13 protein-coding genes are annotated in these 12,270 nt (G+C 60.8%); 6 read left to right on the plus strand and 7 right to left on the minus strand.

Going from position 1 to position 12,270, the window contains the following annotated elements:
• The first annotated feature begins 87 nt into the window (after positions 1–87).
• Genes ACR0AC_RS05110 through ACR0AC_RS05120 form a run of 3 tightly spaced genes read left to right on the plus strand, consistent with a single transcriptional unit; the run spans position 88 to position 2,346 of the window.
• Positions 88–507: a PaaI family thioesterase gene (locus ACR0AC_RS05110; RefSeq protein WP_480872246.1), complete on the plus strand. Its 420-nt coding sequence runs from the start codon at positions 88–90 to the stop codon at positions 505–507.
• A complete protein-coding gene (locus ACR0AC_RS05115) occupies positions 508–1,026 on the plus strand; it encodes a PaaI family thioesterase (protein ID WP_170449359.1) in 519 nt (172 codons plus the stop codon).
• A gap of 3 nt (positions 1,027–1,029) precedes the next feature.
• Positions 1,030–2,346, plus strand: a complete 1,317-nt coding sequence (locus tag ACR0AC_RS05120) for an MATE family efflux transporter (protein WP_480872248.1) — start codon at positions 1,030–1,032, stop codon at positions 2,344–2,346.
• Here the strand turns inward: ACR0AC_RS05120 and arsC are convergent.
• From arsC to ACR0AC_RS05140, 4 genes are read right to left on the minus strand one after another with little or no spacing between them, the layout of a single operon-like run.
• Complete coding sequence (arsC, locus tag ACR0AC_RS05125) at positions 2,343–2,684, minus strand: arsenate reductase (glutaredoxin) (protein ID WP_170524840.1); 342 nt, start codon at positions 2,682–2,684, stop codon at positions 2,343–2,345. The genes ACR0AC_RS05120 and arsC overlap by 4 nt on opposite strands.
• Complete coding sequence (locus ACR0AC_RS05130) at positions 2,681–3,739, minus strand: quinone-dependent dihydroorotate dehydrogenase (RefSeq protein ID WP_170524837.1); 1,059 nt, start codon at positions 3,737–3,739, stop codon at positions 2,681–2,683. Before ACR0AC_RS05130 ends, arsC begins: the two co-directional genes overlap by 4 nt.
• On the minus strand, positions 3,736–4,167 hold the full coding sequence (locus ACR0AC_RS05135) for a DUF1330 domain-containing protein (RefSeq protein WP_170524835.1): 432 nt from the start codon (positions 4,165–4,167) through the stop codon (positions 3,736–3,738). The genes ACR0AC_RS05130 and ACR0AC_RS05135 overlap by 4 nt, the downstream gene beginning before the upstream one ends.
• On the minus strand, positions 4,164–4,502 hold the full coding sequence (locus tag ACR0AC_RS05140) for a DUF952 domain-containing protein (RefSeq protein ID WP_170524832.1): 339 nt from the start codon (positions 4,500–4,502) through the stop codon (positions 4,164–4,166). Before ACR0AC_RS05140 ends, ACR0AC_RS05135 begins: the two co-directional genes overlap by 4 nt.
• Before the next feature lie 109 nt (positions 4,503–4,611).
• Here ACR0AC_RS05140 and ACR0AC_RS05145 point away from each other — a divergent pair, with 109 nt between their 5' ends.
• Positions 4,612–6,195 (plus strand): bifunctional metallophosphatase/5'-nucleotidase, encoded by a 1,584-nt coding sequence (locus ACR0AC_RS05145; RefSeq protein ID WP_170524829.1) that lies wholly within the window; start codon positions 4,612–4,614, stop codon positions 6,193–6,195.
• 56 nt (positions 6,196–6,251) lie between these two features.
• Here the strand turns inward: ACR0AC_RS05145 and ACR0AC_RS05150 are convergent, their stop codons facing one another.
• The gene (locus ACR0AC_RS05150; RefSeq protein ID WP_480872251.1) at positions 6,252–7,904 is read right to left on the minus strand and encodes a tetratricopeptide repeat-containing sulfotransferase family protein; all 1,653 of its coding nucleotides are present in this window, start codon (positions 7,902–7,904) and stop codon (positions 6,252–6,254) included.
• A gap of 54 nt (positions 7,905–7,958) precedes the next feature.
• Here ACR0AC_RS05150 and ACR0AC_RS05155 point away from each other — a divergent pair, with 54 nt between their 5' ends.
• Complete coding sequence (locus ACR0AC_RS05155) at positions 7,959–8,624, plus strand: SOS response-associated peptidase (protein WP_170622073.1); 666 nt, start codon at positions 7,959–7,961, stop codon at positions 8,622–8,624.
• A 47-nt stretch (positions 8,625–8,671) separates the two neighbouring features.
• Positions 8,672–9,724 (plus strand): tRNA 2-selenouridine(34) synthase MnmH, encoded by a 1,053-nt coding sequence (gene mnmH / locus ACR0AC_RS05160; protein ID WP_480781124.1) that lies wholly within the window; start codon positions 8,672–8,674, stop codon positions 9,722–9,724.
• Here the strand turns inward: mnmH and selD are convergent.
• The gene (gene selD / locus ACR0AC_RS05165; RefSeq protein ID WP_480872254.1) at positions 9,715–11,874 is read right to left on the minus strand and encodes a selenide, water dikinase SelD; all 2,160 of its coding nucleotides are present in this window, start codon (positions 11,872–11,874) and stop codon (positions 9,715–9,717) included. The two genes, mnmH and selD, sit on opposite strands and share 10 nt — an antisense overlap.
• A gap of 5 nt (positions 11,875–11,879) precedes the next feature.
• Entirely contained in the window at positions 11,880–12,266 is a 387-nt protein-coding gene (locus ACR0AC_RS05170; RefSeq protein ID WP_170449380.1) for a Na+/H+ antiporter subunit G, read from the minus strand.
• Between the last annotated feature and the right edge of the window lie 4 nt (positions 12,267–12,270).

A 12,270-nucleotide genomic window follows, 5' to 3' on the forward strand; every position in this document is an offset into this window, starting at 1 on the left:
GTCATGAGGACGAGCGCAACAGGCGGGCTTGCCCTTTGCATCGTCCGCGGCTCATAAAGGGGCAACTTGACGACAGGAGCCAAATGTATGGCGGATATCTCAAAATTTGCGCGCCAGTTCATCCAGGCCATTCCTCACGCACAGGCACTTGGGTTAGAGCTGACGCATATTAACAATGGTGAAGCGGAAATCACCATGCCTTACAACGAGGCGCTGGTTGGCGATCCCCGGACCGGTGTCATTCACGGTGGTGCCGTATCGACAATGCTGGACACGTGCTGCGGCGCAGCTGTGATGAGCAATCCGGTGAAGCCGACAAGCACCGCAACCATCGATCTGAGGATAGATTACATGCGCGCCGCAAAGCCGGGCCAGACCATCACGACACGCGCCAAATGCTATCATATCACGCGGAACGTGGCCTTTGTACGGGCCACGGCAACCGATGAAGATCAGGACAATCCGGTCGCCACCGCATCGGGTGCCTTCACCGTGGAGGTCAAGTAAATGGCGCGTGCACGTCCCGAACCCATGCAGGTTGTCAAACAGCGCCGGGATGCCGCGCTGACCGCTTTGGTCGAAGGTGTTCCGTATATCCGCTTTCTCAATATCAGCTTCGACCGGCGCGGAGATGAGCTGACCGGCGTTCTGAATTTTGACGAAAAGTTGATCGGAAACCCGCTATTGCCCGCCCTGCACGGTGGCGTGACGGCGGCGTTTCTTGAGGTCACAGCCCTTATCACCCTAAGCTGGGAACGTTTGTTCCCCCGGATCGAAAGCGGTGAACTGGATGTTGCGGATATTCTGAAATCAGAAGAGACGCGCTTTCCCAAGACGATCGATTTCACGGTGGATTTCCTGCGCTCAGGCCTGCCGCGCGACGCCTATGCCCGCGCCTTTATCAACCGATCCGGTCGGCGTTATGCCTCGGTTCGGGTCGAGGCCTGGCAGGACAATCACGACAAGTTGTTCGCGCAGGGCACAGGGCATTTCCTGATCCCCCAAAGCCGCTCTGACAAGAGCTAAGGAATGCACGATGCCCCGGCACCCATAACGCACGGGCGGGTGCTGAAGATCGCGGTTCCGATTGTGCTGTCCAACGTGACGGTGCCGATTCTGGGTGCGGTGGACACGGGCGTTGTCGGGCAGATGGGTCAGGCCGCGCCGATAGGGGCAGTGGGGATCGGCGCTGTGATCCTGTCTGCGGTCTACTGGATTTTCGGTTTTCTGCGCATGGGCACCACCGGTCTTGCCGCGCAGGCGCGCGGGGCAGGGGATTTGGCCGAGATGCGCGCCCTGCTGATCCGGGGGCTGATGCTGGGTGCGGCGGCCGGGCTGGTCTTTATCGTCACGCAGGTCGCGATTTTCAGCGGCGCGTTTCTGCTGTCTCCGGCCAGCCCAGAGGTCGAGGCGCTGTCCCGGGCCTATCTTGAAATTCGGATCTGGGGCGCGCCAGCCACCATCGCGCTTTACGCGGTGACCGGATGGCTGATCGCGGTCGAGCGGACGCGGGGCGTGTTCCTGCTGCAAATCTGGATGAACGGGCTGAATATCGCTCTGGACCTGTGGTTTGTTCTGGGCCTCGGTTGGGGCGTTGAAGGCGTCGCCATTGCAACCCTGATCGCCGAGTGGACGGGGCTGGCGCTGGGGCTGTGGTTGTGCCGCGACGGGTTTCAGAACCGGATCTGGCGCGATTGGTCGCGTATCTTCGATGCGGCCCGTCTACGGCGGATGCTGCAGGTTAACAGCGATATCATGATCCGTTCGGTCCTGTTGACCGGTTCCTTCACAACGTTCCTGTTTGTTGGGGCCGATCTGGGAGACGTCAATCTGGCAGCCAATCAGGTGTTGCTGCAATTTCTGGAAATCACCGCCTTTGCGCTGGACGGGTTTGCGTTTTCTGCCGAGGCGCTGGTCGGTGGCGCAGTTGGCGCGCGGGACCGGTTTCAGGTCCGGCGCGCCTCTGTCTTGTCGTCGCAATGGGGTGTCGGCGGGGCCTTTCTGCTGGGCGCGGTTTTCTATTTCGCCGGACCTGCGCTGATCGATCTGATGTCCACCTCGCCCGAGGTACGCGAGGCCGGGCGCGCGTTCCTGTTCTGGGCGGCGATTGCCCCGGTCATTGGCGTGGCAAGCTGGATGTTTGACGGCATCTATATCGGCGCCACCTGGACCCGCGAGATGCGCGATGCGATGCTGCAATCGGTGGCGGTCTATATCGTGGCCCTGTTCCTGCTGGTGCCCAGCTTCGGCAACCACGGGCTGTGGGCCGCGCTTATGGTCCTGAACTTTGCGCGCGGCGTGACAATGGGCTGGCGCTATCCCCGGCTTGAGGCTCAGGTGGCTTAAAGCAGGTCCAACAGGTTTTCCGGGGGTCGCCCGATGGCAGCCTTACCGCCCGCGATAGCCAGCGGCCTCTCGATCAGGATCGGGTTCTCGGCCATGGCATTGATCAGTTCCGCATCCGGTGCATCTTTTGACAGGCCCAATTCCTTGAACCGCTTCTCGCCCGTGCGCATCATCTGAACGGCGGATACGCCCAGAAGGGCCTGAGCTGCGCGCAACTCCTCGACCGAGGGGGCATCTTCAAGATATTTCCGAACCTGAACCTCCGCACCGCGCTCTTCCAGCATTGCCAGACCCGTGCGGGATTTTGAACAGCGCGGGTTGTGCCAATATTCGATCACAGCCAATCCTCTCGTTTGCTACCCACGGCCTGCGCCACCGAGTCGAACCCGTCACGCGCCAGCAGGGCATCCAGCCCCTGCGCGATCTCCGCAGCCAGCGACAGACCGCCATAGACCATTGCGGTATAGAACTGCACCGCGGACGCCCCGGCGCAAATCTTGGCATAGGCTTGTTCCGCCGTGCTGACGCCGCCGACGCCGATCAGAGGGATGTTGCCGCCGGTGAGGTGACTCAACCGGGCCAGCACGCGTGTCGATTTCTCGAACAAGGGCGCACCCGACAGGCCGCCTTTTTCGTCCTTGTGCGCACTGCGCAGACCGTCACGGGACAGGGTGGTGTTGGTTGCGATCACAGCGTCCACGCCGGTCTCGGCGGCGACCTCGGCGATGTCCTGCAATTCGGCCTCGGTCAGATCGGGCGCGATTTTCAGGAAGATGGGCAGGGGGCGGGGCAGGGCATTGCGCGTCTCGATGACGCCGCTCAGCAGCGCACCAAGCGCGGCTTTGCCCTGAAGATCGCGCAGCTTTTCGGTGTTGGGGGACGACACGTTAACGGTGGCAAAATCCAGATGCGTGGCGCAATGGGCCAGCACTTTGGCGAAATCTCCGGGCCGGTCGTCGCTGTCTTTGTTTGCGCCAAGGTTCAGGCCGATCACTGCATCTTTGGGACGGTTGGCTAAACGCCGTGCCATGACCTCCATGCCATCATTGTTGAACCCAAAACGGTTTATGGCGGCCTTATCCTCGGTCAGGCGGAACAGGCGGGGCTTGGGGTTGCCGGGCTGTGGGCGCGGGGTCACGGCCCCGACCTCGATAAACCCAAAGCCCGCGCGGGACAGAGGGGTCAGGACCTCTCCGTTCTTGTCAAATCCAGCGGCCAGCCCCACCGGGTTGGGCAGGCGCAGCCCCGCAACTTCGGTGCTCAGCCGGGCCGAGGTGATCGGCCCCGGCGCAGGGGCCAGCCCGGCTTTCAGTGCTTTGATCGACAGCCCATGGGCGGTTTCCGGATCCATCCGGTGCAGGGCGGCCAGCCCAAGTTTTTCGGTCAGTTTCATCCGAAGGACGCCCCGCCCTCGGTCGAACCGCAGCGGATCAGGCGCGAGGTTTCGACCGCCGCCTGACGATGCACAACGGCTTTCTGATAGTCGGGGTCGGTGACCATTTCCAAAAACACATGAGCGCTGGGATAACGGGCGATGAACACTGCATCCCACGCTTCATCCGTCGGTCCGATTAAGGTTGCCTGAAACACGCCGCGCCACAGGATCGACGCGCCCAACCGGGCAATGATGGGGGCGGTCTCAAGCCCGTATTTGCCATAGGCATCCGCCCCGGTCAGGTCGGCCCCGGCCAGTTCGTGACCCGCCGGATAGGCGGCCTTGGCGCGAAACTTGACCAGATTCAACATCTCGATGGGGTGATCGCGATCCAGCGTCTTGAAGGTTTCGAATTGCTCGCGTTCGGGATCGATATAGGCGGTCATGCCATCTCCTTCGGGAAGTGGTGGGTTTGGCCATCAAAGGGCAGCGCGCGCGACCAGACCACATCACTCATGCGGATCTGGCGATAGAGATGTGGGAACAGGGCCCCGCCGCGCGACACCTCCCATTTCAGGTCATCGCCCATGGCATCCGCGTCGCAGGCCAACAGGGTCAGCCCCTCGATACCGGCGAAATGCTTGGCTGCGGTTTCAGCCGCCTGTTCAGCGGTGGAAAAATGCACGAACCCGTCGGACAGATCGATCGGAGCCCCGTCCGATGCCCCATTGGCCTGCAACTCGGCCCATTCATCGGCCCGGAAAATTTTGTAGATCAGCATGTCTTGGGTGATGCCTCGCGCTGCGGGGGGAATCAAGTCGGATTTGCCCCTTTGACTCTTTCCCGTCCACAGCGCACGATCTGCGCAATCAAAGATAGGGAGTATTCAAATGTTGACCCGTTTCCTAACATCGGCCGCCGTGTTGGCCCTGACCGCAGGTGTTGCGGCGGCTGACTACAAGCTGACGATTTTGCACACAAACGACATTCACAGCCGCATCGAGTCGATCAACAAATACGATTCCACCTGTGACGCCGAAGACGAGGCCGAGGGCAAGTGTTTCGGCGGCGTGGCCCGGCTGAAAACAGCCGTGGACGCCAAGCGGGCCGAGCTGGCGGATGAAAACGTGCTGCTTCTGGATGCAGGTGATCCGTTCCAGGGCTCGCTGTTCTACACCACCTACAAGGGCGCGGCCGAGGCCGAGTTCATGGAAGGTATCGGCTATGACGTCATGGCCGTTGGCAACCACGAGTTCGACGATGGCCCCGAAGGTCTTGCCGCCTTCATCGACGCGGTCAGCTTCCCGGTGATCTCGGGCAATCTGGATCTGTCGAATTCGGCCGAGCTGAAGGACAAGGTGCAAAACCACGTGGTTCTTGAGGTTGGCGGCCAGAAGATCGGCATCATCTCGGCGCTGGCAACGGATACGGTCGATACCTCAAGCCCCGGCAAGGACGTGGTGTTTCAGGACGAAATCGAAAGCCTGAAGGCCGACGTCGCGGCGCTGCAGGAAGACGGCGTGAACATCATCATCGCGCTGAATCATGTCGGCCTCGCCAAAGATCTGGAGATTGCCGAGCAAGTTCCCGGCTTGGATCTTGTCGTTGGCGGCCATTCGCACACGCTGTTGTCGAACACGGACGAAGGTGCTGCGGGCGCCTATCCTACGATGGTGGGCGATGTGCCGGTGGTGCAGGCCTATGCCTATTCGAAATATCTGGGCGAAGTGGTTCTGACCTTCGACGATGACGGCAATCTGATTTCCGCAGAAGGCGAGCCGATCCTGCTGGACGCCTCGGTCACTCCTGACCCGGATGTCGCAGCGCGTGTCGCCGAAATGGGTGCACCGATTGAAGAGATGAAGCAGCGCGTGGTCGCAGAAACCGGTGCCGCCGTCGAAGGATCGCGCGATATTTGCCGGGTGCAGGAATGCGAGATGGGCAACCTTGTCGCCGATGCGATGCTGGCGCGGGTTGCCGATCAGGGTGCCCGGATTGCCATCGCAAACTCGGGCGGGCTGCGCGCCTCGATTGACGAAGGCGAAGTGACCATGGGCGAAGTCCTGACGGTTCTGCCGTTCCAAAACACGCTGTCGACCTTTGAGATCAGCGGTCAGGGCGTCATTGACGCGCTGGAAAACGGTGTCAGCCAGGTGGAAGAAGTCAAAGGCCGCTTCCCGCAGGTTGCCGGTATGACCTTCACCTGGGATCCCTCGGTTGCGCCGAACGAAGGCCGTATCACCGAGGTGATGGTTGCCGAAGGTGACGGCTTTGTGCCGATCGATCCAGCGGCGACCTATCTGGTTGTGACCAACAACTACGTGCGCAATGGCGGAGACGGGTACAGCATGTTCGAAGGCGACGACAAGAACGCTTATGATTTTGGTCCTGATCTGGCGGATGTCACGGCAGAGTATCTGGCCGCAAACGCGCCGTATACGCCTTATGTAGATGGGCGTATCAAGCAGAAGTAAGGCGCTGGTATATCAAAGAAAGCCGCATCATTTCGATGCGGCTTTTTTCGTTTGGATCAGCTGAAATCGTACTCCGGCCATAGATCGGGATCGAACCCGTCCAGCATGGGCTGAATATGCTCGGCGACGGCGCGCCAACCACCGATCGACTTGGTCGAAATCTTGTTGCGGACCTGATCGATACTGGCTGTTCGCACTTGTTTCGTATTGTCCTCGGGGCGAACCATCGCGGGGTGCCATTCAATATCGCAGAACGCGGCGATGTCCCTGCTGTAGGTTTCCGGGTCGGCAACCAGTTTTTCATAAGGCACGGTCAGGATGCGGCCGGCAAACGCGGCATCCCAATGCGCCATGTACCGACGGTACAGGTTGGCCGTATGCGCAATCGACTCCAGGTTCGAGGCATAGTTCATGCCGCCGGCCGGGAAACGCCGAATCCATTTTGACAGGCCAACATCCCGGGGATCGCGTAACATATTGATAACCTTCGCGTTCGGGAACGCCGCAAGGACGAAGCCGACGCGCTGGAAGTTATGGGGCATTTTGTCGACAAAGGCTGTCGAATCCTCGGGGATCGGCGGCATTAGCTCGCGAAACTGCTGTGCGAACTTGCGTGCTGCATCCGCGTCGAACGCCTGTTCGCCCGATTGGAACTCGACAGACAAATCCGCCGCCAAAGTCAGTTCGCCACAACCCGCGATACCGGGCGCGGCGCTGAGCATCATTTCCATCAACGTTGTGCCAGAGCGGGGCTGCCCGATCACGAAAATCGGGGCTGGGGTCTCGACCAGATCAGAACTGACTGCAGGCCCGCCAACCGGAAACAGGTTCGTAATCGCGTTAAACTTCTTATCTTCCGCCGCAAAATGGTAGGGATTGGTGCCGTGCTGCGTCGCGTTGGCTTGCGCGAAATGCGGCATCGCCGCACCCAGCCCTTCAATCTTCGAGGTCAGGTGGGCCTTTGCGAATTGAAGCTCTTGCAAGTCGTGATCACTGGCATCTATCGCCGCTTCAACCTTGTTCAAAAGGGCAGAGGCATTACCCTTGTCGGCAATGGTCGACAATTGCAGCAACGCGTTCTTGTGGTTCGGGTCCTTGTCCACAATCGCACGATAAAGCGTGCCAGAGCTCTCTTTGTCGCCGCTTTGGTGCAAGGTAACTGCTTTGGCAAAGGCGACTGCCGGATTCTCGGCGTCCAACTCGAATGCGCGTGAGACATCGCGCGTATTTTCCTCCACAAAGCCGATCCTTGCGAAAGCACGCGCCCTTTTGATCAGCAGATCAGCATTATCGGGATCATTGGCCAGTTTCTGCGTCGCATAGTCGATGATCGACCGCCAGTTGCTGCCCTTCAGTGAAATCTCTTCGATGACCCGCGCAAGTTCCTTGTTGTTCGGAAACTTCTCGGATTTTTGTTCCGCATAGGTCAGCGCGCGCTCGATCTGGCCGGTCTGCATCAACGCATTTGCAAGGTTCTCGACAAATTGCGGGTCTTCCGGCTTCATACGCGAGGCTTCGACGAAATGCGGGATCGAGCGTTTGTATTGCTTCATCTCGGTCAGGACGAACCCGGCTATGGCGCGATAATCGCAGTCCTTCGGGAATTTCTTGATCCCCAGCTCGGCCTTTTTCAACGCCTGTGGCAGTTTTCCTGCCTCCAAAAGCTCGATTGCCTTGTCTTTCAGGGATTTCGCCGTTTGATTTTTCATGTCACCCCATGAGACCTTGTGCCTGAATGAAACACTTTCGAGGGTTCATTACCCATGTGCGGACGGTTTGCAATAACTCTTCCCAATGATGCCATGGCGCAGCTTTTTGCCGCCAGGCCTGCCAACGCCTTGCCCGCCGTCCCGAACTACAACATTTGCCCGACAAATCAGGTCCACGCCGTGCGGTTGGGTGAGGGCGGTCGGCAGTTGGACGCGCTGCGGTGGGGATTTCTGCCCCGTTGGTACAAGACCGAAACCGCAGGGCCCTTGTTGATCAACGCCCGGGCTGAAACACTGGCTGAAAAACCCGCTTTTCGCGATGCCTGCCGCGCGCGACGGTGCCTGATCGTAGCCACCGGTTTCTACGAATGGACCAAGACGGAACAGGGCACCCGTCTGCCCTGGTATATTCATCGCAAAGATGGGGCTCACATCGCGTTTGCAGGGGTCTGGCAGGATTGGGGCCCTGATGACGCCCGGCAATCCACCTGCGCCATCGTCACCACGCAAGCGAACCAAAACCTGTCTGCCATTCACCACCGGATGCCCTTGATCCTTGAGCCGGACGACTGGTCCTTGTGGTTGGGTGAGGCAGGCAAAGGTGCCGCGCGGCTGATGAAACCCGGGGCCGAGGATGTGTTGGAGTTTCACCGGGTCGACCCGACGGTCAATTCCAACCGCGCGTCGGGCCCCGAATTGATCGAGGCAATCGAAGAATGATCGCTGACAGGCTTTCCATAGGTCGCGCGGACAGCTAGATCGTTGCCATGGCTCTGAAATTCTCTGATCTCACACAGCTTTATTCGCATGGGTTCGACACCGTGATCGACGTGCGCAGCCCGGCAGAGTTTGCCGAAGATCACCTGCCTGGTGCGATCAACCTGCCTGTTTTGGACAATGAAGAACGCGCGCGGGTAGGAACGATCTACAAACAGCAAAGCCCGTTTCTGGCCCGCAAGCTTGGGGCCGCGTTGGTGTTTCGGAACGCGGCCAACCACATCGAACACAGGCTCAGCCATCATGAGGGCAACTGGCGTCCACTGGTCTATTGCTGGCGCGGCGGTCAGCGCTCGGGCTCATTCACCTGGACATTGCAACAGATCGGGTGGCGGGCCGAAGTGGTTGAGGGCGGGTATCGCACCTATCGCCGTTTGGTGAATGCCTACCTGTATGACCAACCGTTACCGTTCCGGCTGGTGGCGTTGGATGGGTATACCGGGACCGCCAAAACCGACCTGTTGCATTATCTGAACCAACGAGGCGTTCAGGTCGTCGATCTGGAAGGTCTGGCCAATCATCGCGGGTCTTTGCTGGGGGAAAGGCCGGGCGGGCAGCCCAGCCAGAAGGCTTTTGAATCCGCTCTCTCTGCCGCCTTATGCGCTCTGGACCCGGCACGCCCGGTTGTGGTCGAGGCGGAGTCGTCCAAAATCGGAGAGCGCATATTGCCGCCCAGCGTCTGGACCGCGATGTGCAACGCGCCGCGCATTCACATCAGCGCACCGATTGAAGCTCGCGCCGCCTATCTCGCTCGCGCATATGACGACATCCTGTCGGACACCGAACGTCTGCGCGACCGGCTGTCACCGCTGCGCCTCCATCGTGGGCACGAGGTTGTTGATGGGTGGTTGCAACTGATCGATGCCGGTGACAAACCGGCCTTGACCCGCGCCCTGATGGAGCAGCATTACGATCCCGCCTACACCAAATCCCGACGGTCTTTTGCGACCGACACACTGGCGCAGATCGAAGTCGTGCGCTTGGATGAGCCGGGCTTGAATGAGGCAGCCGCCCGGATCGAACGGGCTCTGGATCAGCATTGAAGCCGCAGGCCCGGTGCTTCGGTCAGGGAACCGATGCGCACCGCCGGATACCCGGCGTTTTGCAGGTCTTCCAACACCGCGTCGGCATCGTCGGGCGCAATGGCTGCTAGCAACCCGCCTGCGGTTTGAGGGTCGAACAACAGCGCCGCCTTGCCGTCCGAGGGAAGTTCGGGCGCGATTGATCTGTTATCCGCGAACAAGGTGGAATGCATGCCGCTGTCGTTCAGGTCCAAGGCCCCGGGCATTGCGGGAACAGCCTCCAGATCCAGAACCGCGCCACCACCCGAGGCGTCGCACATGCCCTTCAGGTGACCCGCCAGACCGAAGCCGGTGACGTCGGTCATGGCATGCGCACCGGCCAGAATACGCGACGCAGCGCCCTGCGGTTGGGTCATGATTTCATAAGCTCTTGCCACGCTTGCACCATCTCCGCGCCCGGCCATTTCCGCAGCCATCACGACGCCGCTGCCAATAGGCTTGGTCAGGATCAGCGCATCCCCTGGTCGGCCACCGGCCAGAGTGATCGGCGTATCCTGGCACAAACCCGTCAGGGTGAACCCAATCGTCATCTCATCGCCCATCGAAGAGTGACCGCCGACGATCTCGGCCCCGGCCTCTCGCATGACCTCGTTGGCGGTGGTCATGATCTCGCTCAGGGTGCGTTCCTGTAGTGCTGCGGACATGCGGGGCAGGATCAGAGTCGCCGTTGCAGCCTGCGGTTCGGCCCCCATGGCCCAAATGTCGCCCAAAGCATGCACCGCCGCGATACGCGTCATCAAAACCGGGTCATTGGTCACGCTGCGCAAATGGTCCGAGGTCATGACCTGCCGTACCCCACCCGTTGTCAAAAGCGCAGCGTCGTCTCCGGGCAGGGGCGTCACGTCGGTCCGGGTTGGCTCAGGCAAAGCCGCCAGCGCCTGTTGCAGGGCACCGCGCCCAACCTTGGCCCCGCAGCCGCCGCACATGGGTTTGTCGCCCAGCACCTCGGTTAGGCCCGCCGCGTGATCGCGCGGCAGCGCCGGGGTTGGCATCGTTGGAAGGTCGCGGAATTTGCTCATGAAGGTCTGGTCGATGTGGTTTTTCCACCGCCACATCAATGCGCCGCTGAACGAGGTGCCCAGCCGCTCCCCCAGCGCGGATTTGCCGCCTAGCGAGATCAGCTTCAGGTAATCCTTCTGCGGCACATAGCGCCGCATCCGACCCGCGCCCAACGCCGCCCGCAGGTTATGGAACAGAACCGGAGCTTCGCGCACCGCATAAACGCCCGCCTTGGGGCGTGGGTTTTCCGTCAGATGGGCGCAGTCCCCGGCGGCGAAAACGGCCGGATCGCTGGATTGAAGGTGGCCGTTCACCCGTATGAACCCGTCCTGCAGGTCCAGCCCGGTGCGGGTGATCCAGTCATAGGGGCGGGCCCCTGCCGCTCCGGTTACGAACTGGGTCTCGATCTGGCGACCATCCTGCAACGCCACATGATCGGCGGCGATTTCCTTGATCGCGGTCTGTTCCAGCACCTCGACGCCCATCCCGGCCATTGCCCGGCGGATCGTCGCGGCGGCTTTGAGCCCGGTCGCTGTCAGGACCGAGGCATTGTCGATCAGCGTCACCTGCGCCGTGCGTTGGCGGGATTTCAAGGCATGGGCCATGGCCATGGCCAGTTCGACACCCGCGACACCTCCGCCAATCACGGCAACCGATGCGGGGCCGCTGCCATCCAGATATGCAGCCCAACGGGCGGCGAAAGGGCCCAAGGGTTTGGCAGGCACCGCGTGTTCGGCAAAGCCGGGCAGGGCGGGCATGTCCGAGGTGATCCCGACATTGACCGAGGCCACGTCGAACGCCACCGGCGGACGCCCCGGTACATGAACGCAGCGCTGATCGGTATCGATGCCATCGACCGCCCCCAGAATGACCCGCGCACCGGCAAATCTGGCCAGCTTTACCAAGTCGATATCCAGTTCCCACCGGGCATAATGCCCCGCGACATAGCCGGGCAGCATCCCGGAATAAGGCGCGGTCGGGCCGGGATTGATCACCGTCACCCGTGCACCGGGCAGCGGGTTCATCCCCCATTTGCGCAGCAACAGCGCGTGGGTGTGTCCTCCGCCAATCAGAACCAGATCACGGGTCAGGGGCAGCGGAGGTCTATTCATCAGGATCAGTTCGTACTGTGGTCAGGGACGTCTTCGACCTGCTCTACCGCGTGGGTGGCCCAAAGCTCATCCTCGCCCGCGTCGGGCAGATCCTCGGGCTTTTCATGGCGATGTATGTGCCATTTGGCAATGAACAGGGCCGTGATCGGGGCGGTCAGGAACAGAAACAGGGTGATCAGCAACTCGTGCAGGGAAAGTTTGCCTTCCAACAAGACAGAATGCGCGATCGAGGCCAGCAGCACGCCGCCAACCCCCAGCGTCGTTGCCTTGGTGGGTGCGTGCAGACGCGACATCGGGTCCTTCAGTTTGATCATCCCGAAAGAGCCCACAAAGCCGAAGATGCCAGACATAATCAGGAAGGCTGCAATCAGAAGTTCGACGAAAAAAGTCATCCCG

It is taken from the genome of Ruegeria sp. H7 (assembly GCF_056532945.1).